This window comes from Methylovulum psychrotolerans (genome assembly GCF_002923755.1).
In the GTDB taxonomy this organism is placed as follows: Bacteria; Pseudomonadota; Gammaproteobacteria; order Methylococcales; family Methylomonadaceae; genus Methylovulum; species Methylovulum psychrotolerans.
The window spans coordinates 188,230-210,747 of sequence record NZ_PGFZ01000006.1; the positions used below are offsets into that span (position 1 = coordinate 188,230).

Sequence of the window (22,518 nt, forward strand, 5' to 3'; positions counted from 1 at the left end):
TCCTGCGCTTCTCGGTTTTGTCGGGGGTCGGCAGAGTGGGCTCCTGCCCACCTGCCGACGCGCGGCATCCCTGCCGCGCCCCTTCGGGCTGATCCCGACAAAACCTGCGATGCTCGGCGCGGCAAACCGGGGTAAAGCGACGTTACTGCGTAACGCCAAAACTTGAAACTACCACGAACTACGGGACATAAACTATGGATAACACCACCCTCATTGCAATGGCCTCTATCATTACCGCTGGTATGACCACCAGTTTCGGTTGTCTGGGGCCGGCCTTGGCGGAAGGAAAAGCGGTTTCGACTGCGCTTACCTCACTGGCCCAACAGCCCGATGCCTCCGCTACCATTACCCGCACTTTGTTTGTCGGTCTGGCGATGATTGAATCCACCGCCATTTACTGTTTTGTGGTGTCCATGATCCTTATTTTTGCCAACCCGTTTTGGAATCATGTCATCGCCCAAACCGTGGGAAAATAAGCCATGTTGATCGATTGGTTCACTGTCGGTGCCCAAACCCTTAATTTTTTGCTTCTGGTGGGGTTGATGAAACGGTTTTTATACCGCCCTATTCTCCAGGCAATTGACGAGCGGGAAAAACGTATTGCGGCGGAACTGAGCGCAGCAGCCGCCAAGATGGCGCAAGCCCAACAGCAGTACAACGAGTTCCAGCACAACAACCAAGTGTTCGGCCAAGAACGCGCCCAACGGTTACAGCAGGCCGTGGCCGATGCCGAAGCCGAACGGCAACGGCTGATGACGGCGGCGCGGCAGGCGGCGGATACCTTAAGCGCCCAACGTCTGGAGAGTTTGCGTAGCGAAGCCCAAAACCTGCATCAGACGATCCGCCAACGTACCCAGCAGGAAGTCTTTGCCATTGCCCGCAAAACCTTGGCGGATCTGGCCGAAACGGGTTTGGAAGAACGCTTGGGCGAGTTGTTTATACGCCGCCTCCGCGCCTTAGAGGGGCAAGATAAGGCCGTGCTGGCGCAAGCCTGCCAAAGCGCCGCCGAACCTGCACTGCTACGCAGTGCGGTGGCATTGCCTGAGGCGCAACGTGTGGCGCTCCAACAGGCGGTCAACGAAACCTTTTCGGCACAAGTCCCCCTCCAGTTTGTCACCGCCCCGGACTTGGTCAGCGGCCTTGAGCTGAGCGTCAATGGCCAAAAAGTGGCTTGGAGCATCGACGATTATCTGACCTCACTGGAACAGGCCGTTGCGGCGCTGCTGCCTAACGCCGACGCACCTGAAACTCAGCCCCAACCCAACGCCAATGAACAGGGAAGCTAACCTGGAAGCGGTTTTTACCGCCGCCTTTGCCGAACTCAGCCAAGTCCGGGAAACCTTCACGCCGCAACTGCGCTTGCGCGAGGTCGGGACGCTGACTAGCGTCGCCACTGGCATCGCTAAAGTGTCAGGGTTGCCGGGAGTCGGTTTTGAAGAGCTGGTCCAATTCCCCGGCGATGTCTTTGGCATTGCGTTTAACATTGATGAGGATGAAGTCGGTGTCGTGTTGCTCGGTGAGCATTGGCAATTACGCGCAGGTGATGAAGTCACCCGCACCGGGCGGGTAATGGACGTAGGCGTAGGCGACGGCTTGTTAGGCCGCGTCATCGACCCGCTCGGACGGCCTCTCGACGGTAACGGCCCTGTACACACCACGGCGCGGCTCCCCGTCGAACGCCCCGCCGTCGCCATTATGGACAGGTCGCCCGTCAATGTGCCGCTACAGACTGGCATTAAAGTCATCGACGCGCTGATCCCTATCGGGCGCGGCCAACGCGAGTTGATTTTGGGCGATCGGCAAACCGGAAAAACGGCATTGGCTATCGACACCATCCTTAACCAACGCGACCAAAATGTGCTTTGTGTTTATTGCGCGATAGGCCAGCGGGCTTCCGCCGTGGCGAAAACCGTGGCGGTGTTGCGCGAGCAAGGGGCTTTGGCCTACACGGTAGTCGTGGTGACCGAAGGCAATAACCCGCCGGGGCTTACCTATATCGCACCTTATGCCGCCACCAGCATTGCCGAGCATTTCATGGAACAAGGCCGTGACGTGCTGATTGTGTATGACGACTTGACCCAACATGCCCGCGCTTATCGGGAACTGTCCCTGTTGCTGCGCCGCCCGCCGGGCCGGGAAGCGTTCCCTGGCGACATTTTTTACATCCATTCCCGTTTGCTGGAGCGGGCGACCCATTTGGGCGCGGCATTGGGCGGCGGTTCGCTGACCGCCTTGCCCATCACCGAAACGGAAGCACAAAACATGTCCGCCTATATTCCGACTAACCTGATTTCGATCACCGACGGGCAAATTTATTTGTCGCCGTCGCTGTTTGAATTGGGCGTATTACCTGCCGTTGACATCGGCAAATCGGTGTCGCGGGTCGGCGGTAAAGCGCAATGGGCCAGCTTTCGGGCGGCGGCGGGCGACCTTAAGCTGGCTTACGCACAATTCGAGGAGTTAGAAACCTTTGCCCGTTTCGGTGCCCGTCTTGACGACCACACCCGCAAAACCCTTGACCACGGGCGGCGCATCCGTGCTTGCCTTAAGCAACCTGAATTCGCCCCGGTCTCCGTACCCGCGCAAATCCTCATTTTGTTAGCGCTGACCGCCGACCTTTTCGATGCCGTGCCGCTTGAGCAAATGCCCGCCGCCGAACAAGCCGTACAGGCAGCGGCGGCAAACATTCCGGCGGAAATCTGTACACGTTTTGCCAATGCCGATAAGCTCAGCGATGAAGACCGCAAGCGGTTACTGGATATTGCCCGCCTGGCCCTGACCCGTTTCCAGCCCCCAGCTGAGACGGGCAAGGACAAAACGCCATGAGCGATAGCCCGGCCAGCTTGCGCCGGAAAATCAGCAGCGCCGAAGACCTGCAATCGGTAGTGCGCACCATGAAAGCCTTGGCGGCCTCCAGCGTCGGGCAATATGAAAATTCGGTACGCGCCTTGCAGGATTACACCCGCACTATTGAGTTGGGTTTAGGGGCATGTTTTCGTGCCAGCCCGCCGGGCATTCCGGCGGCGGCTGAGGCACAACCCAACGACAAGGGCTTATTTGGGGTGATTGTGTTTGGCTCCGACCAAGGTTTGGTCGGGCAGTTTAATGATGTGATCGCCGATTACACCCTAGCCGCACTCGCGGCGCTGCCCGGCCAAGCCCACGTCTGGGCAGTCGGCGAACGTGTCCATGACCGTTTGGCGGCGGCAGGTTTGCCGCCGTTAGGGCTGTTCAGTGTGCCGAATTCGGTCAAAGCTATCGCGCCGCTGGTCGGGCAGATTCAAATCGACAGCGAAACCCACCGCGCCAAAGCCGGCTATACCCGGCTGTATGTCTTCCATAACCGCCCGCAAAGCGGTTCGCTGTATGAACCGGCCAGCCAACGCCTGCTGCCCCTGGATTCAGAATGGCAACAAGGCTTGGCGGACATTCCTTGGCCGACCAGAAACTTGCCCGAAACCTTATGCGGCGGTACGGCCACATTACGCGCCTTAATCCGCGAATATTTGTTTATTTCACTGTTCCGCGCCTGCGCCGAATCCCTGGCCAGCGAAAACGCCAGCCGCTTGGCGGCGATGGAACGCGCCGATAAAAACATCGACGGCCTGCTGGAAAATTTGCACAGTACCTTCCACCGCCTGCGCCAGAGCGCGATTGACGAAGAATTGTTTGATGTTATCGCCGGTTACGAGTCATTGGCGAAATGACTGGGCAAAATAAACGCTAAGCACCACCCGGCTTGCCTCCCCTGGCAGCCATCAAGGCATGTTAACGCTCCCTCACCGCCCATCCGATACTTATGGCTCACCTTAATTTTACTGAACAACGCCAAGCTGCCGCTGCGGGGCTGAAACTCTTATTACGCATTAGCTTGCGCGAATTCAACGAAGGCGGCCTTAAGTTTCGGGCAATGAGCTTGGTATATACCAGCTTACTCGCGCTCGCGCCCTTGCTGGCGGTAAGTTTTTCCATCCTTAAGGCCTTTGGCGTACATAACCAAATCCAGGCGTTATTGACCGAATTGCTGGCACCGCTAAGGGGCAATGCTCAGGAAGTGACCGATAAAATCATCACCTTTGTCGATAATATCCAAGTCGGTGTCCTCGGCTTCGTCGGTTTTCTGACGCTGTTTTACACAGCGGTATCTTTACTGGAGCAAGTGGAGGAGTGCTTTAACCATATTTGGCGGGTCGCCAAGCCGCGCTCTTTATACCGCCGTTTCAGCGATTATCTCAGTGTTATCATGATAGGGCCGGTACTGCTGTTTTCCGGCCTAGGCATTGCCGCTTCCATGACCAGCACCGCCTTAGTGCAACGCCTGATCGCGTTAGAACCGTTCGGCACGGTGTATTATCTGGCGGGGCTAATCCTGCCTTATGTGCTGATGATTGCCGCCTTCACCTTTGTCTATGCGTTTATTCCCAATACCCCGGTCAAACTGCGCCCGGCCTTGATCGGCGGGGTGTGTGCAGGCTTAGTCTGGAAAGCGACGGGCTTTATCTTCGCGGTTTTTATTGTCGACTCCGCCCAATACAGCGCCATTTATTCCGGTTTTGCGGTCATTTTGGTGGCTATGATTTGGCTGTACCTCAGTTGGCTGATCTTATTGCTGGGCGGCGTGATGACGTTTTATATCCAGTTTCCGCATTATCTGAGCTATGCCAGCCGTAGCCCACGCCTGAGCATCCGCTCCCAAGAACAGCTGGGTTTGCTGCTGATGCATCTGATCGGGCGGCAATATCTGCAAGGCGGGGCGGCCTGCACCTTGCAAAGCCTCTCAGAGACAATAAACATGCCGTGGGAGCCGGTCGCCGCCTTATTGGCTTGCCTGCAACAGCACGGCTTGGTCGTGGTTATTGACGGCGACACCAAAACCTATAGGCCGGCACACGATACCGACACCATTTTATTGCGCGATATTATCCGGGCAATACGCAGCGACGGCGATCAGCCCGCCCTACAGGCAACCGATAGCCTGCAAGCGTTGTTTAGCGAGTTGGATGGCAGTATCGGCGCCGTGTTGCAAGAACGTAATTTACGCGAGCTGGTCAGCGCAAAAATAGCGGCCCTTCCCACCACACCGACCTAAGGGGATAGCCGCACTTGCCGGGAGGATGCAGCAGATGTCCGCCTGAATCAAGACCCGGAGCGGTCATTTTTTAGCAGCCAAACGTTTTCTTGTGCCGCACATTGGCCTTTCAGCCCCCCGGCAACGGCTGTGCTTGCTATAAGGGTCAACTCATAAGCGGCATTATAATGCCGCTGTACTTCCTCATTACTGACTGAAAAAGGCGGGCCCGCCAGCACGTTTTGGTCGTACTCATAGCAAATGAGCAACTGCGGCGCTGTAGCGGTTATCGCCATTAAATGTGCGGTGTATCGGTTGCGTACCGCTTCCGGGAGGGCGACCAACGCCGCCCGGTCATAAATGGCATCGGCCACGCCCAGCAACTCGCCAGACAAGTCAAATATATCACCTACGAATATGTCGATATTTTCGGCGCTGTAGCGCTCTAGCTTGCCCAGTGCGGATATTTTCGGCGCCACCCCCAATGTAGAAAATAATTGCCCAATGGCAATTTTGCTCAATTCAGCACCGACAACACGATAGCCATTGGCCAGTAGCCAAGGAATATCAAGGGTCTTACCGCATAAAGGCAAAAAGACACGGCTACCCTTGGTTAGGGAAAGTGCCTTAAAATAGTTTACCAAAAGCGGATTAGTGGTACTTTGGTGAAAGGCAATGTCATTATTTTCCCACTTTTGCTGCCAAAACGCTGTATCCACGATCAATGTCTCCCATGAGGTTTACTTTAGCTATAACGCCGTTTTCTGGCGGCTACCGAAATGCTGTGCGCTATCGGCCATGCCAATCAACGTTTCCTGGCTGATTTTATAGGTATTGCTAGCCCATTACCACCCGAACCTCATGTATTTTCCCGTCATCCTGTAAGGTAATGCCACCTGCCGTTTGGCGTTTGCCGTCCATTTCCAACAATGTCACGCCACGCATAACGCCGTTAGGATTTTCCACCGTAATCTGGTAACGGCTGGTTTCATGCTGATACACCAGGCTGTAAGTGCGCCAGGCTTTAGGGATACAAGGGTTAAAAATTAAGGTACCGGCACGGACTTGCAGGCCTAAGACATTTTCCAAGCCGGCGCGGTAATACCAACCTGCCGCCCCGGTATACCACGTCCAACCACCCCGGCGGCTATGCGGCGGTTCGGCATAAATATCCGCCGCCAACACAAAAGGCTCGACCTTGTAGGCATAAACGCCAGTACGGGTGGCGGTGCGTCTGATAGGGTTGAGCATCCGTAACAATTCGGCGGCTTGGTCGCCGTCTCCGAGCATAGCGTAGGCAATCACCGACCAGACTGCCGCATGGGTATATTGGCCACCGTTCTCACGCACCCCCGGCGGATAGCTTTTGATATAGCCGGGGTCGTGTTCAGTTTTGTCGAAAGGCGGCGTGAACAGTAACAGCAATTCTTCACCGTCGCGCACCAGATATTCCTGGACGGAATTCATCGCCCGGCGGGCGCGTGCGTCATCGGCCACGCCGGACAGCACCGCCCAACTTTGCGCGATGGAATCAATCCGGCATTCGGCATTGGCGGCGGAACCTAATGGCGTACCGTCATCAAAATACGCCCGCCGATACCAGGCACCGTCCCATGCTTCGGCTTCTACGGCGGCTTTTAATTGCCCAGCGTGTGCCAACCAACGGCTGCTGCGCTCGGTGTCGCCCCGCGCCTGCGCCACGGTGGCGAATTCGTTGAGGGTGGCGATTAAAAACCACGCCAGCCACACGCTTTCGCCCTTGCCCTGCTCGCCGACGCGGTTCATGCCGTCATTCCAATCGCCGCTGCCCATTAACGGCAGGCCATGTACCCCCGTCGCCAAGCTGATATCCAGGGCGCGGGCGCAGTGTTCAAATAAACTGGCTTGTTGCGTAGAGAGTGCGGGTTGGAAATAGGCATCTTCTTGTTCAGGTTTCAGCAACTCGCCTTCCAGAAAGGGCAGAGCCTCATCCAGCACCGCCGTGTCACCGCTGACTTTCATATAGTGTGCGGCCACATAAGGCAACCAGATCCGGTCATCGGAAAAGTGGGTGCGTACCCCCCGGCCTGTCGGCGGATGCCACCAATGTTGGACATCGCCTTCAGCAAATTGCCGTGCCGCCGCGCGGAGCAGATGGGCACGGGTCAAATCTGGCCGCGCCACGGCCAAGGCCATGCTGTCTTGGAGTTGGTCGCGGAAACCATAAGCCCCACCGACTTGATAGAAGCCTGCCCGCGCCCACATCCGGCAGCTCAGGGTTTGATACAGCAACCAGCGGTTTAACAGAATATCCAATTCGCGGTCTGGGGTTTTCACCTGGACTTTACCCAAGACTTTTTCCCAGGTTTGGCTCACTTGCGCCAAGGTATCGGCAACGGGTATGGCACGGTAACGCCGTATCAGCTCGCTGGCTTGGCTGCGGTCTTGGCCTTGCCCTAACAGAAAAATAACTTCTGTACGCCCGTTAGGGGTGAGTTCAATCAAAGTTTGCAAGGCGGCGCAAGGGTCTAGCCCTGCCCCAACGCGATTTTTGAGCGGCTTGGCACCCAGCAACCCGGCGGGAGTGTCCAAACTGCCGTTGCGGCCAATAAACTCGGCGCGGTTGGCCGTCCAATTCGCCTGCACGCCTCCCAGATCGGCAAAGGCGATGTGTTCGCCCCATTCGGCATCCCAGGCGTTATAAGCAAATACGGCTCCGGTAAGCGGATCCCGTTCGGTGATGATGTGCGGCGCGGTGACGCTGCGTGACGCGCCCAGTACCCATTCGATGTAGGCCGTCACCGACAGTTTGCGCGGGCGGCCAGAGACGTTGGTCAGGGTTAAGGCGGAGATTTTGATGGGGTCATCAGGGCTGACCAATTGCAGCAATTCGCTATGGATACCGTGCGAAACATGCTCAAAACGGCTATAACCTTGGCCGTGCCGGATCACATAACTGGCATTGTCCACCCGAATCGGCAAGGCGGTCGGGCTCCATAACTCGCCAGTCTCCTCATCACGGATATAAAACGCTTCGCCGGGCGGGTCGCTGACCGGGTCGTTAGACCATGGGGTCAATTGGTTTTCACGGCTATTGCCCGACCAAGTACAACCGCTGCCCAGTTCCGACACAGTAAAGCCAAATCCGGCATTGGCGATGACGTTAAGCCACGGGGCGGGTGTCCACTGGCCGTTATCCAAGACAATGACATACTCGCGCCCATCTTCGGCAAAGCCCCCCAAGCCATTGAAAAACTCCAGCGGCGGCAAGGCCAAGGCGGGTGCGGGGCAACGGGGGCCGGGCAGAGCTTTCGGGGTGGCGAAAGCGGAACTGGGGCGCGGCCGCCTTAATAATTGTTCCGCCAAGGTACCACGGCTACTGACCAGCACCACGCGGGCGGCAGTCAGCAACAGCCCCCGTTCTTCTAACGGGAGCTGGTCGCCGCGCATGACGAAAATAGCGCCTTGGTTTTCCGGTTCCTGATGCGTTGACAGGGCCAGGCTTTCGCGCACCATATTTTCCAATAAGGCTTGCAGATCTTCAATGTAGGACAATTCCTTTTCGTTTAGCACCACCAAATCGACCGCCAGCCCTTTCATACGCCAATATTCATGGGCGCGGAGTAATTGCTCAACAATGCCCCGGTCTTCATAATCGGTCACGCGCAACAGGATAATCGGGCGGTCACCAGAAATGCCGTAACGCCATAAACCGGTGACATTCAAGGTGTTCATCTGCATCAGCTTGCTGCTGGAGCGCAACGACGGGTCGGCAAACAGCAGGCGGTTGGCCAAATCCTGGAACAATTGCGCCTCATCGGGTTTGGTGCGTAAATGATGCAGTTGGATGTGCGCATGTGTCCACGCCAAGGACGAGACCCGCTCAAATGCCGCGACATTGTGGTATTTGTCGGCCAAATTTTCCGCTTCTAGGCGGGTGCCGGCAATCAAAGTGGTGAACGTGGCATGTTCGGTTGTGCCGGGGGCGATACGCAAGCGGGTACGCAAACTGAAAATCGGGTCTAGCACCGCCCCGACCGTGTTGCTGAGCGGCCTGCCGTCCATCACCGCAATCGGTTCACGCAGGGTTTGGCCACGGCCAATAAAGCGGGCGCGGTCGGTTTCATATTGAAAGCCTTGGCCATTTTGCCGACCCGCCAACACATGCGCCGCCCATAACACCGGCCCTGTGCTGGTGCGGGGGCGGCGGTAGGCGAGCAGCCCGTGGGCTTGCGGCAAATGTTCGGTATGGATGAACAAATTGGCGAAGGCCGGATGGGCAATATCGGTCGGCATGGCGGCCAGGACAATCTCGGCGTAAGAAGTGATTTCAATCTCGCGGGTGCGCGGGCCTTTATTGGTCACGCTCAGGCGGCGAATTTCGGCATCGTCTTCCGGCGAGACGACAATCTCTAAGGTGCTGATAATATCGCCATCGGTGCGGATCAAGCGCACCCGGTCTTCGGCAAATAACACCTCATAAGTATCGGGCTGTGCGACGGTGGGTTGGTAACCTGCCGACCACACTTGGCCGGTGCCGACATCACGCAGATAAATATAACTGCCCCAACTGTCGCGGGTGACATCTTCACGCCAGCGTGTCACCGCCAGATTGCGCCACGCGCTATAACCCGAACCGGCGGCGGTGACCATCACCGCATAACGGCCATTCGACAACAAATGCGCCGAAGGCACATGCGAAGTCGGTGACGGTACGCGCCGCACCGGCGGTTGCACCGAATCTTTGACGGCGGCCAAACCTTGTAAAACCGGCAAGCTGTTGGTGTCGGCGCCGCGCGGAATCCGTTCTTGCAATAACAGGTCAGCGGCTTGGATCAATGGTGCCCGGTGGAAACGGTGGCGCATCAGCCCGTCATGGACGGCATTGGCGAAAGCCACCAGCGACATGCCTTGATGGTGCGCCATATAACAGCGCACCACCGCAAATTTTTGCCCTTCCGCGAGACGGCTGGGCGTGAAATCCAAGGCTTCATAAAAACCGTACCGCCCCAACGCCCCGACGTTTTCCAAGCGGGTGAAATTTTCCACGGCGGCATGGGGCAGATACATGGCCGCCAAGGCGGTGGCGTAAGGGGAAATGACCAAGTCATCATCCAAGCCGCGTTTCATGCCCAAATCCGGCACCCCAAACGCGCAATATTGATAAGTGAATTGCAGGTCACGGCTATTAAAGGCTGATTCGGACACCCCCCACGGCACATTACATTCCTTACCGTATTCAATCTGGCGCATGACGACTAAGCGGCAGGTTTGGTCGAGCAAGCTGTAGCGTGGCGTAAAGGTTACCAAAGACGGCATCAGGTATTCAAACATCGACCCCGACCACGACAACAACACCGTACCTTTGGCGGCGCGGGTCACCCTGCGCCCTAAATGGAACCAATGCGTACCCGGCACATCGCGCTTGGCAATGGCGATAAAACTGGCCAGCCGGGCTTCGGAAGCCAGCAGATCGTAATAACTGGGGTCTAAGATGCCTTCGGTGACGCGGTAGCCGATGGAAAATAACTGGCATTCCGGGTCATACAGAAAGCTAAAATCCATATCATAAAACAGCTTATCTGCCTGCATGACCAAGGCGGCCAAACGGCGGGTAAGACTGTCGGTTTGGTCTCTGGCTTGCCCTAACAGCACGGCCAACGCATGGGCATCCGCCGATTTTGGCTCTAGGCCATTTAGCTCGGCCAAGACTTGGCCATACAAAGCCGCTAAGCCGTTAAGCGGTGTATCCAAGGTCAAATACGGCGTTTGCGTCACCGTACTGCCGATAAAACGTCCTGAGCCGGGCAGCCATGGCAACAACGTGCGCATATCCAAGACATGGGAACGGGTATCGTTGCGTAACAACTTAGCCCAAACCAACACTTCATTGTCCGCTATTTCACCGCGTTCAGCGGCATAAGCCCTAGCCAAGTCGTGCAGGGTTTCGGTGCTTAAGGTCAATTGCCGCCACAAGGAACCCCACGCCTCGGTGTCGGTGGGGCGGCTGGCCAACAGATCGCCGATGCTCAGGCTTTTTTGCTGCAATTCCTTAAACGTTACGGTCAATGTCCGTTTATCATCGGTCATCTGGGCGAGGGCCGCCAGTAACAACTGCTGGGTGTCCGCCAGCCCCAGCAAGGCATTGGCCGGGGCTAATGGAGGGCTGGCCAAAAACTCTTGGCAGGTTTCCGATAAGGCCAACAAATGCCCCGCCAGATTGCCGCTGTCTACGGTCGACAGGTAGCTAGGTTCCAACACCTGTAAGCTTTGGGTGTCATACCAATTGTAAAAATGCCCGTGCAAACGCGGCAGGGCGCTCAAAGTTGCTAAGGTCGCTTCCAGACGCTGGACGGTGTCGGTCAGGCCTAGCCAGCCGAAATCGCGGGCGGCCACCACCGACAGCAAATACAAACCAAAATTGGTCGGTGAACTGCGGTGCGCGATCACCGGTTCCGGGTCTTCCTGAAAATTATCCGGCGGCAGGTAGTTTTCCTCTGCTGTGACAAACGTCGTGAAAAACCGCCAAATCCGTCGGCCTATCAGGCGCAGTTGGGCGCTATCGGCGGCTAATAAGGCTTCGGCGTTATCCAAATGGGGCGGCAAGCTCAAGGCGCGGGCGGCGATAGGCGCCAGCCACCATAACAGTAAAAACGGCGCGGCTATGCCCATGCCGGCAGGATTAAACACCAACACCACGGTCGCCGCCGTACCGACGACGATGGACGAGCCAAGCAGCGGGCGGATAAGCTTTTTCAGGGTATGGCCGGACGCATTTTTGGCCTGTAAGGCCGTAACCCATTTCAGCAATTGGCGGCGGGTAATAAACAGCCGGATCAGGGTGCAGCCTATCGCGTCCAACATCCGCCAAGCGTGTTGGGCCAGTAAGGTCAAGGCGACAATACTGTTGACGATCGCCAAAAGGATATTTTCCACCGCCACCCGGACATGGGTCAGTAAGGTAATGCCGCGCCGGGGTAAGCTGCATTCGCTGGTGATGGCTAAAATGGCCGGAAACGCCAAGGCCGTCAGGACAAAGCCCAGCAATACCGCCAGCGGGGCGTTCGGTATCGCCCAGATGGTGACCAAGGCGCAAAAAGTGCCGGGTGCGGACAGCGAGCGGCGCAAATTATCGAGCATTTTCCAGCGACCAATGATCGGCATCCCCTTACCGCCACGGCCAAAAATCCACGGCAATAACTGCCAATCGCCCCGTGCCCAGCGATGCTCCCGCGATGCCGCAACCTCAGTATGGGATGGGAATTCTTCAAAAAACTCAATATCACTGACCAAGGCGCAACGGGCGAACACGCTCTCGAACAAATCATGGCTGAGCTGGGTGTTATCGGGCACCCGCCCTGCCAAGGCGGCCTCAAAACTATCGACATGGTACAGGCCTTTGCCGCTGTAGGTGCTCAGGGCAAACAAATCTTGATACACTTCAGACACGGAACTGGCGTAAGCGTCAGTCCCCGAAGTCCCGGCAAAAATTTGGTGGAACATCGAATGTTCTTGCCGCAGCGGCAAGGTGGGGGTAACGCGCGGCTGGAGGATACTGTAGCCGTCCACCACCTGCTGGCAAGCCGCGTCAAACACCGGTTGGTTCAGCGGATGGGCCGCGACCCCGACCAATTGGCTGACCACCCCCATCGGCAATTTGGTGTCGGCATCCAAGGTAATGACATAGCACACCCCGGACGGCGTGGCGGCGGCGTGGCCGTCAATCGGCAAAAAACTGGTATCAGTCGCGCCCCGCAACAAGCGGTTAAATTCATGCAGCTTGCCGCGCTTGCGTTCCCAGCCCATCCACTTGCCTTCGCTGGCATTCCACAGCCGTCGGCGATGGAAGACAAAAAACCGTTCCCCGCCGTATTTGGCGTTGAGCACGGCTACCGCCGCCAAGGCGCAGGCCAGCAAGCTTGCGTCATTCGGCAACATTTCGGTATCGGCATCGCAACCGTCCGATAACAAGGCAAAAAATACCCGCCCTTCGGGATTCGCCAAATACCGGACTTCCATTTGTCCGACTTGGTTTAGCACCCCCGCTTCGTTGATAAACAGCGTCGGCACCACCACAAACGTACTTAACGGTTCAGGTACGCCGCCCTTAAATTCCAAGCGCGGTAAATGCCGGGGCGGCAGGCCAATACTGATAAGGTGGTTGACCAAGCACACCGCCATATCGGAGGCCGGAAACACCCCAAACAGAGCCAGCAAACCCAATTGCAGGCCGCTAAGGCCCGCCGCGTAACTGAGGCTTAAAGGCAAGGCCAACACCAAGCCGGTCAATACCATCAGCCCGCCCATATAGGCCAGCCCGGCGTTGGCGATGGTGGTGCGCAAACAACGTTGCCGGAACGTGGTTTGATAACCGACGGTTTTCTCAAATTCATACCTGCCCGCACCAATCAGATAAAAGCCCGGCTCCTGTAAACGTCCGTTGCTTTGGGTCTGTTCGCTGACGCGCTGGGTTTGCGCCAGCACTTGCTGGGCGATGGCCAATTCGGTATGCGGCGAGCGCCTTGCCAAATCTTCAATGGCATGGCGGTAACGGTCACGCGTGAGAAAATCCATCGCCGTGTAGCCGGGATGAGTGCGCAAACAGCCATCAACCAAACTGATTTCTTCGACAAACAGACTCCAATCGAAAGCCGAAATCGCCCGCATACTGGTGATGATGTTACGCACCGAAGCATTGTCGGCGATTTGGTCGGCATGTTCCAAATGCACGACATCATCAAGGCTAAGGCCTATACCCGTCAGCCACTCATTAAGAAAATCCAAGGATGGCATCGCGCCCGAATGCGGGTCATGCAAACGTTGCAGAATTTGCACCGCGTAAGATTGGCGCAGCGGCGTGGCGGGCAACACGGGCGTAGGCAACGGCGCGTCCGGCTTATCGGCCAACGCGGCGATTTGTTCGGCTTGGTCGACAAAATCATCGGCGAGCTTCCGGCCAGTTTGCGAGGACATGACCCGCACCGCCAAACGGCGCAGGTTATCGAGCAGCAACATCCGCAAAGTGATCGGTATCGCCCACAGTTCGCCCAGCGTCAACGGGTCGACCGATTGATAAGCCTTAATAAAATGCGCCAGCAGTTCAGCGGAAAAACGGCTGTCGGTATGGGCAATCAAGGCCCAGACGATACCGTAAACACGCGGAAACCCTACCAGCATCCCATCGGCCAGTTTCGGCAATTCCAAATAATAGCTTTCCGGCAAATCGTTTTGGATGTCGCCGACCTGCTCCTCAATGATATGGAAGTTATCCAGTAACCATTCGGCGGCGGGGGTGATGGCGTGTTGCTCACGCACCGCCTTGGCGACCACCTGATAGGCTTCAAACAACACTTGGGCATTATCATGCACACGCGGAATCAGTTTTTGGCCTTGTTTTTGGCCGCTGACTTTCTGCGCCTGCGCCAAACTGACCGCGTGTTGTTCCAGCCGCTCGGTGCTGAACAATTCAAAGCGTATGGGATCTTCGCCGCCCGGATGGAGGACTCTGGCACGCGGTTTTTGTGGTAAGTGCTTGATCATAAATGTGCTGTTGGGGCTGTCAATGTGGTGGATACTCAACGGGGGATTGGGGGCTGGCCGCCAAACCCACGCGAGATAAAAAGGCCATGTCAGTCGATGTGCCTATTGTTAAACAGGCTTAAGAAGGGGCCGTCGGTGCAAAATGACGATGCTTTCTTAATATTGCGGAAAAATAGGGAGGATAATCCTGCAAAAAATTTTTGCTCACTGGCTTAAGGGCCCAATCCCAGAATCTCCGGCTTCGGATACTGGCAAGCTGGAGATTGCTGGTCTGGTGCGGCTAGATCCGGCCTAAAACAATCAGTGCCAGAATAACGATAAGGACTAACCCCAAACCACCGCTGGGCGCATAACCCCAATTGCGGCTGTGCGGCCAAGTAGGGATTACCCCGATCAGCATGAGGATAATGACGATAAGTAAAATAGTGCCTAGTGACATGGTAGTGCTCCTAAAGTGGGGGATTATGGGGGGGGAGTTAAAGCATCATGGCCGACAAGGCCGTCCTGAAATCGCCACACGGGGCGGGCCATTCAAGTTGCGACAATCAGAATGGCCTTCAGTGACGGGCTGATGCCATGCCCGTCCCTTAACGACGTTATTTGAAATTGGCGGTCGCGGAGCTAAGGCCTGTCCTAAGGTCATCCCACACTTTATCGGCAGTTTCTTTGATGTTTTCCCAAGTGTCATCACTGGCGGTCTCCAAATCCCTCATTTTCAGCGTGGCCGCTTGCTGATGGCCGCGTAGCGAATTCAGCTCTTGGGTATATTTCAGTTTCGCCGTGCCGACCGACCGCTCGGCTTGCGCTGTCAGCACATCGATCTGCATTCCCCAGGCTTTTAATTCCGCAGCCATGCTATCTATATAGTCGTTTTTGGTTTTCATCGGCTTTCTCTTAGGTTTTTAAAAAGTAGCTATTGCCTGTCTCTGATAGGATGGGCAAGCCTGCCATATCAGCGACGCAAAAATAGCTTAACGGCAAGAATTGCTAAAGTCGGTTCGGTAGCGAACACAGCGGGGTGAGGGTACTTTGGAGACGGCGGCATCCGACCAACGCGGCCACTTGGAAATCCTACTATGCATTGCTGAGGGTGCGGGGGGTTCTTAAAGTTTTCAATCTGTATTCCCCTAAGTGCGATAACGCACCGACTTCCTGCTTGTTTTCCTTTAATCTACCCGTCAACTTGTCTAAAGGCGTTTTTTTAGGCCTCGCTTGCTACAAGCCAACAGTAATAAACACCCCCTAACCAATAAATAAATAAGGTGTTAGCCACGCAATAGGCATTTTTGATGCGATTGGCGGCCTTTATTTTTACAAGGCATGATGATGCAAACAACAAATGAATTACCGCCTGAACATTGCCAAGCGGCGGCGTTAGTCAACAAAAAAGCCCGGCAGTTAAAAATCGCGGAGCGGCAGTTTATGGCAGATTGCCGGGACTATATTAACGACAACCCAGTCGCCACACTCAGCGTGGCGGTAGGGATGGGTTTTGTGTTAAGTCGGTTATTAAGCGCCCACCCAGCTACCACCCCGGTTGTCGGCACAAAATAGCGCCTATTCGGGGATAACACGGTCATGGAAAACCTTCAACATGACCCAACCATCATTTAAGGAGAACACTATGTCCAGACGCTTATTGCTGATGTTCACGTTAACCGGCAGTTTCCTGCTGGCAACAGGGATAGCACAGGCAGACCATGAGACCGCCGTTTATTTGGCGGCCGGGCCCGCATTAGATAATACCGAAACCAATGCCCGCGACAAGTCCGGCACCACCTTAACCCCGGAAGAACAAAAAGAGACGAAAACGGATATCCGCATTACGGCACATATCCGTAAGGCCGTGGTTAAAAACAAATGGCTGTCATTGGATGCCAAAAATGCAAAAATCATCACCCGCAATGGCGTGGTGACGTTGCGCGGGCCGGTAGCCAATGCGGCGGAAAGTGCCAAACTGCAAAAAATCGCCACACAAACACGGGGCGTAATGCAGGTAGATAACCAATTAGACAATAAAGCGCCATAAAGGCCAGGAGAACGTCATGACTAAAGCCGTATTTTGTATCGCCCAATCAATGGAGCAAGCAGAACTTATCGTCAACCACTTAAAAGGGGCTGATTTTTCCAATAACGACATCTCCGTGCTGTTCCCGGACAAATCCACCACCCAAGATTTTGCCCATGAAAAACACACTAAATCCCCCGAAGGCGGCGCCATTGGCGGTGCGCTGGGCTTAGGTGCGGGGGCGATATTTGGCTGGTTAGCCGGCATCGGCAGTTTGGCGATTCCGGGCTTAGGCCCATTTATCGCCGCCGGCCCGATCATGGGTGCTTTGAGCGGGGCGGCAGTGGGTGCGGCCACGGGTGGTTTGACCGGCGCATTAATCGGCCTGGGCATCCCCGAATATGAAGCCAAACGCTACGAGGGCAAAATCAGCAGTGGTAATGCCTTGATTTCAGTGCGGGCGACCACTAGCGAAGAGCGTGATGTCGCCAAAAAAATCTTCGAGCACGCCCACGCCGAAGACATTTCCGTCACGACTGAAGCCGCAGTCAGCGCTTAAGCCAGATGATGCTGTTCCTCCATCTTACCAAGTTTTATCCACCACGGGGTTATGTTATGCAACACATTAAAGATATTGAAAAATTGCTGAAAAATGAATTATCGGCCACAGAAACTTACCAACAAGCATTGGATACGTTGAAAGCCGATGTCGGCTTAGGCGAGTCGGAAGTGTTGATGCCGCTGCTCGAAGAACACAAAGAAGCCTTGGCCAGTTTACAGGCCCTTAACCAGCGTTTGGCAGGCGAGCCTACCGAAAGCTCAGGCGCTTGGGGAGCATGGGCAAAAATAGTCTTGGGCGGCGCCAATTGGTTAGGTAAAGAATCGGTCTTAAAAGCCTTGCTGGAAGGGGAAAAAAGCGGTGCGGATGATTATAAGTCTGCCTTGGAAGACACCGAACTGCTGGCAGATATTCGGGCGTTGATTGAAACCAAGTTACTGCCCGCCCAACACGCGCATATTGGGACATTGGAATTGTTGTTAGTTGCCTAAACAGACTAAGGAATGGGTAGGGCATAATTCAGGCAAACGTTCTCACGATAAGCGTATGCCGAGGTTATTTTCTGCCCGCTCCTCAGTTTAAGCGGTCAAAAGCGTGTGCCTGACGGGTACGCGCTTTTGGTATGTAAAGCCGTTGGATTGCCAGCCCGGCCATTTTTGCTTTTGCATCTGTGCGCTAGCGCACAGATGCAAGCGGGCTTTACTGTTAGTATTTGACGTTTATCTGTTCATGCCGCCGCGAGGCGAGTACATTAAAACGACAAATGGAACTTAATGGGCTTTACTTTTACCAAACTGACGTAGCTTTATAGTCGACCCCGCAAGGTCGAGGCAGGATACGGGTTGTAAATATTTTTGTTTAGGCCACCCACTATTTTCTTATCAAAAGGTTATCTCCGTTGTTACATACGCCGCAATTTTGATTTTCACCCGCGTTAAGCTTCAAGGACAAGAGCATGGCAGATAAGTTGTCCGCACAACATAACCCCAAACAGAACCATCTTCTTGCCGTGTTGCCGGAAGACGTACTTATGCGCCTTGCCCCGCAGCTGGAACTGGTTCCTATGCGCCTAGGGGATGTTATTTACGAGTATGCCGAACAATTGCAGCATGTCTATTTCCCCACCACAGCCATTGTTTCCCTGCATTATGTGATGGAAAACGGCGCATCGGCGGAGATCGCCGGGGTCGGCAATGAAGGCATAGTCGGCATATCCCTGTTTATGGGCGGCAACACCACCCCCAGTTTGGCGACCGTCTATACGGGCGGCTTTGGCTATCGGCTTAAGGCGCGTCATCTGATGGAAGAATTCAACCGCACCGGGCCACTGATGCGGTTGTTACTGCGTTATACCCAAGCCCTGATGACGCAAATGTCCCAAACGGCAGTATGTAACCGCCACCATTCGGTAGAGCAGCAATTATGCCGCTGGCTGTTGTTGACGCTGGATAAATTGCCGTCTAACGAATTGACCATGACCCAAGAATTGATCGCCAGTATGCTGGGGGTACGCCGTGAGGGTATTACTGAAGCCGCCGGCAATCTGCAACGGGCCGCATTAATCAGTTACCGCCGGGGGCATATCACCGTGCTTGACCGGTCGGGGCTGGAATCGCGTACCTGCGAGTGTTATGACGTGGTCAAGAAAGAATTTTATCGTTTGCTGAGTGATACGGGCACAGCCAAACAATTTCCGAATTAATTTTGCCCACTTATTTTACCGGCCCTAAACCACTAAACAAGAACGAAAAAGGTAACGTCATGAACCCAAGCACCGCCCAGCTATTCTTAGCCCGCCTGATAGCGGCACGACATAGGGACACTTGCCCTTGAAAACGTCCGCTAAGGCTTTGGTTTTTCTGGCGGGCGCGGTGCTGTCCGCCGTGCTGGTGACGACGCTGGCTTTCTGGGTATTTAAGCAAACTGAGGCGGCGGCGGCGGCAAGGGCGCATACCTATACTGTGATCAGCCACGCGAACGGTTTGTTATCGGAATTGAAAGATGCCGAAACCGGGCAGCGCGGCTATGTGCTGACGGGCGATGAAACCTTTCTGGCACCTTATACGGCGGTACGCGGCCAAGTCGGGGGACATTTGCAAGAATTGCGGCAACTGATCTTGGGCGACAATGCTATGGCAACCCAACAACATCTGACGACAATAGCGCCGTTGATAGAGGCCCAAATAGCCGAGTTGGCGCATGTTATTGAGTTGCGCCGCCATACCGGTATGGCGGCGGCGGTTACGGCGGTAGCCAGTGGCGAGGGTAAACGCTGGATGGATGCTATCCGTAGCGAAATGGGCGGCTTCATCAACAGCGAAGAAACCGCCTTAATGCAGCGCGAAGCCCAGTTTCAGGCTGCTATGCGCCGTTTATTCAGCATTATTATCTTCAGCAGCTTGATAATGGCGGTGTCGGCGACGGCGTTTGCTTACCTGATTTATCGGCAAACCCAACAGCGGCTTAAGCACGTCACGCATCTGCAAACCCAGCATTTTTTAAAGGTGCAGGAAAACGCGAATAAAGAGCTGGCGCAACTCAACGCCGTTTTACAAAGCAACGAGCAAAAACTTGCCGTTACCCTCAATTCCATTGGCGATGCCGTGATCGCCACCGATACCATGGCACGGATCACCCTGCTCAATCCGGTGGCGGAAAAGCTCACCGCTTGGACACAAGCCACCGCTATCGGCAGGCCTATCGACGAGGTGTTTCAAATCGTCAACAAAACCACCCGTTTGGCCGCGACCATTCCGGTCATGGCGGCCTTGGAGCATGGCACGGTGCAAGGTCTGGCCAACCATACGGTGCTGATTGCCCAAGACGGTAACGAATACGATATTGCCGACAGTTGCGCCCCAATCCGTGACCACGACCGCCAAGTGATCGGCGCGGTGTTGGTGTTCCGTGATGTCACCGCCGACTATGCCGTGCAACAAGCCTTACACGACAGTAACGCCTTGGTGCAGACCATCCTCAACACCGTGTTGGACGGTATCATCACGTTCCATGCCGAGGACGGCGGCATTGAAACCGTCAACCCTGCGGCCGAGCGCATTTTTGGCTATACTGCCGCCGAACTGATCGGCCAAAACTTTAGGGTATTACTGCCCGAATGGGCAAAAGAACAAAGCCGTATCTGCTTAAATGCCAACGGTGATAGGGCAAATAGCCGCATGGAGCCACAATACGAAAGCGTAGGCCAACACAAGGCGGGGGGATCGTTTCCGTTGGAAATTTCCTTGAGCGAAATGCAGTTGGATGGGCAGCGTTATTTTACCGGCATTCTGCGTGATTTGACCACCCGCAAGCAGGCGGAAGAAGAGCTGGTCAAAGCGGGGGCTTTACAGACCGCCATTTTTAACAGCGCAAACTTCTCCAGTATCGCCACCGATGCCAAGGGTGTCATCCAGATTTTTAATGTCGGGGCGGAACGTATGTTGGGCTATGCCGCCGCCGACGTGATGAACAAAATCACCCCCGCCGACATTTCCGACCCGCAAGAGGTCATCGCCCGCGCCAAAGCCTTGAGCACCGAGTTGGAAACCACGATCACGCCCGGTTTTGAGGCCCTGGTGTTCAAGGCCTCGCGCGGCATCGAAGACATTTACGAACTGACCTACATCCGCAAAGACGGCAGCCGCTTTCCGGCGGTGGTCTCGGTCACGGCCTTGCGCGATGCCCAAGAGGCCATTATCGGTTATCTGCTGATAGGCACTGACAACACCGCCCGCAAACAGGTTGAAGAGGAACAGAAAAAACTCGACCAGCGCTTGCGTGACCAACAGTTTTATACCCGTTCGCTGATCGAAGCCAATATCGATGCGATTATGACTACCGATCCGGCTGGCATCATCACCGATGTCAACAAGCAGATGGAAGCGCTCACCGACTGTACCCGTGACGAGCTGATTGGCGCACCGTTCAAAAACTTTTTCACCAACCCCGAACGCGCCGAAGCGGCCATTAATTTGGTGCTGAACGAAAAGAACGTCACCAATTACGAACTGACCGCGCGTACCCGCAATGGCAAAGAAACTGTGGTGTCCTACAATGCCACGACGTTTTATGACCGGGACCGTAACCTGCAAGGTGTGTTCGCGGCGGCGCGGGATGTGACTGAGCGCAAACTCCTCGACCACGCCTTACAGGAAACCAATATCGCCTTAGAGTTGGCCAAATCTGTCGCGGAAAAGGCCAATCTTGCCAAATCCGATTTTCTCTCCAGCATGAGCCATGAATTGCGCTCGCCGCTGAATGCCATTTTGGGTTTTGGGCAATTGATCGAAGCGGGCAAACCGTCACTGACGGACAGCCAAAAAGCCAGCATTGACCAAATTTTACAGGCCGGTTGGTATTTGCTGGAGTTGATTAACGAAATCCTGGATCTGGCCTTGATCGAATCGGGCAAAGTATTGATGTCGCCCGAACCGGTATCGTTGGCGGAGGTGCTGGGTGATTGCCAATTGATGATCGAGCCGCAAGCGCAAAAAAGCGGTATCCGTGTGACGTTCCCGCATTTTGACAGCCCCTGTTTTGTCAAAGCCGACCGGACACGGGTCAAGCAGATATTTATTAACTTATTGTCCAATGCCATCAAGTATAACCGCGTGGCGGGCGAAGTGGCGGTGAGCTATGAGGTCAACGCGGCCCAGCGTGTCCGCATCAGTTTTCGCGATACCGGGCAAGGTTTGCCAGAAGAGAAAATCTTGCAACTGTTCCAGCCCTTTAACCGCTTAGGCCAGGAGAACGGTATTGAAGAAGGTACGGGGATTGGCTTGGTGGTCAGTAAGCGTTTGGTTGAACTGATGGGCGGCGATATTGGCGTGGTCAGCACGGTGGGCGTGGGCAGTATGTTTTGGGTGGAACTCAATGTCACGCCCGAACCGCACAGTGTCGACGGCGATAACGAACCTATGGCCATGGCCCAACCCCTATTGGCCGATGACGCGCGGCTGTATACCGTGCTGTGTGTCGAAGACAACCCCGCCAACCTGTTGTTGATTGCGACCTTGCTGGCCAGCAGGCCGGACATCCGCTTACTGTCGGCACGCGACGGCAACCGGGGGGTTGATATTGCCCGGCACGCGCAACCGGATGTTATCCTGATGGACATTAACCTGCCCGGCATTAGCGGCATTATGGCGTTGGAAATCTTGTCGCAAGATCCGCTAACATCGTATATTCCGGTGATCGCGCTCAGCGCCAACGCTATGCCGCGTGATATTGCCAAAGGTTTGGAAGCCGGATTTTTCCGTTACCTGACCAAACCGATCCGGGTCAATGAATTTATGAACACCTTAGATTTGGCGTTGAAATTATCGAAGCCGCCGCTTCGGCGGATTAAAGTGGAATGACTTGCCT

15 protein-coding genes are annotated in these 22,518 nt (G+C 55.3%); 11 read left to right on the forward strand and 4 right to left on the reverse strand.

The window, feature by feature from the left end:
* Positions 1 to 194 precede the first annotated feature (194 nt).
* From AADEFJLK_RS14185 to AADEFJLK_RS14205, 5 genes are all read left to right on the forward strand, one after another.
* Positions 195 to 476 (forward strand): F0F1 ATP synthase subunit C, encoded by a 282-nt coding sequence (locus AADEFJLK_RS14185; RefSeq protein ID WP_088619989.1) that lies wholly within the window; start codon positions 195 to 197, stop codon positions 474 to 476.
* Between the two features lie 3 nt (positions 477 to 479).
* Positions 480 to 1,286, forward strand: coding sequence for a F0F1 ATP synthase subunit B family protein (locus AADEFJLK_RS14190; protein WP_103974717.1), 807 nt, complete (start codon positions 480 to 482; stop codon positions 1,284 to 1,286).
* A complete protein-coding gene (locus tag AADEFJLK_RS14195) occupies positions 1,270 to 2,826 on the forward strand; it encodes an alternate F1F0 ATPase, F1 subunit alpha (RefSeq protein WP_088619987.1) in 1,557 nt (518 codons plus the stop codon). The genes AADEFJLK_RS14190 and AADEFJLK_RS14195 overlap by 17 nt, the downstream gene beginning before the upstream one ends.
* Positions 2,823 to 3,707, forward strand: coding sequence for a F0F1 ATP synthase subunit gamma (locus AADEFJLK_RS14200; protein ID WP_103974718.1), 885 nt, complete (start codon positions 2,823 to 2,825; stop codon positions 3,705 to 3,707). The genes AADEFJLK_RS14195 and AADEFJLK_RS14200 overlap by 4 nt, the downstream gene beginning before the upstream one ends.
* Before the next feature lie 92 nt (positions 3,708 to 3,799).
* A complete protein-coding gene (locus AADEFJLK_RS14205; RefSeq protein ID WP_103974719.1) occupies positions 3,800 to 5,089 on the forward strand; it encodes a YhjD/YihY/BrkB family envelope integrity protein in 1,290 nt (429 codons plus the stop codon).
* A 47-nt stretch (positions 5,090 to 5,136) separates the two neighbouring features.
* Here AADEFJLK_RS14205 and tmpT read toward each other — a convergent pair whose 3' ends face one another.
* From tmpT to AADEFJLK_RS14225, 4 genes are all read right to left on the reverse strand, one after another.
* A complete protein-coding gene (tmpT, locus tag AADEFJLK_RS14210; RefSeq protein WP_088621629.1) occupies positions 5,137 to 5,787 on the reverse strand; it encodes a thiopurine S-methyltransferase in 651 nt (216 codons plus the stop codon).
* A gap of 118 nt (positions 5,788 to 5,905) precedes the next feature.
* Complete coding sequence (locus tag AADEFJLK_RS14215) at positions 5,906 to 14,587, reverse strand: glycoside hydrolase family 94 protein (protein WP_103974720.1); 8,682 nt, start codon at positions 14,585 to 14,587, stop codon at positions 5,906 to 5,908.
* A gap of 280 nt (positions 14,588 to 14,867) precedes the next feature.
* The gene (locus AADEFJLK_RS14220; protein ID WP_088619984.1) at positions 14,868 to 15,026 is read right to left on the reverse strand and encodes a DUF3309 domain-containing protein; all 159 of its coding nucleotides are present in this window, start codon (positions 15,024 to 15,026) and stop codon (positions 14,868 to 14,870) included.
* A gap of 157 nt (positions 15,027 to 15,183) precedes the next feature.
* Entirely contained in the window at positions 15,184 to 15,471 is a 288-nt protein-coding gene (locus tag AADEFJLK_RS14225; protein ID WP_088619983.1) for a sll1863 family stress response protein, read from the reverse strand.
* A 442-nt stretch (positions 15,472 to 15,913) separates the two neighbouring features.
* On the opposite strand from AADEFJLK_RS14225, the gene AADEFJLK_RS14230 reads away from it, so the two are divergent.
* From AADEFJLK_RS14230 to AADEFJLK_RS14255, 6 genes are all read left to right on the forward strand, one after another.
* Positions 15,914 to 16,141 (forward strand): DUF883 domain-containing protein, encoded by a 228-nt coding sequence (locus tag AADEFJLK_RS14230; RefSeq protein ID WP_146054611.1) that lies wholly within the window; start codon positions 15,914 to 15,916, stop codon positions 16,139 to 16,141.
* 70 nt (positions 16,142 to 16,211) lie between these two features.
* The gene (locus tag AADEFJLK_RS14235) at positions 16,212 to 16,616 is read left to right on the forward strand and encodes a BON domain-containing protein (RefSeq protein ID WP_088619981.1); all 405 of its coding nucleotides are present in this window, start codon (positions 16,212 to 16,214) and stop codon (positions 16,614 to 16,616) included.
* 16 nt (positions 16,617 to 16,632) lie between these two features.
* Positions 16,633 to 17,154, forward strand: a complete 522-nt coding sequence (locus AADEFJLK_RS14240; protein ID WP_103974722.1) for a hypothetical protein — start codon at positions 16,633 to 16,635, stop codon at positions 17,152 to 17,154.
* Positions 17,155 to 17,210: 56 nt separating this feature from the next.
* Positions 17,211 to 17,645, forward strand: coding sequence for a ferritin family protein (locus AADEFJLK_RS14245; protein WP_088621627.1), 435 nt, complete (start codon positions 17,211 to 17,213; stop codon positions 17,643 to 17,645).
* A 464-nt stretch (positions 17,646 to 18,109) separates the two neighbouring features.
* On the forward strand, positions 18,110 to 18,856 hold the full coding sequence (locus tag AADEFJLK_RS14250) for a Crp/Fnr family transcriptional regulator (protein ID WP_211299225.1): 747 nt from the start codon (positions 18,110 to 18,112) through the stop codon (positions 18,854 to 18,856).
* Positions 18,857 to 18,983: 127 nt separating this feature from the next.
* Positions 18,984 to 22,511 (forward strand): PAS domain S-box protein, encoded by a 3,528-nt coding sequence (locus AADEFJLK_RS14255; protein WP_170065123.1) that lies wholly within the window; start codon positions 18,984 to 18,986, stop codon positions 22,509 to 22,511.
* Positions 22,512 to 22,518: the final 7 nt, after the last annotated feature.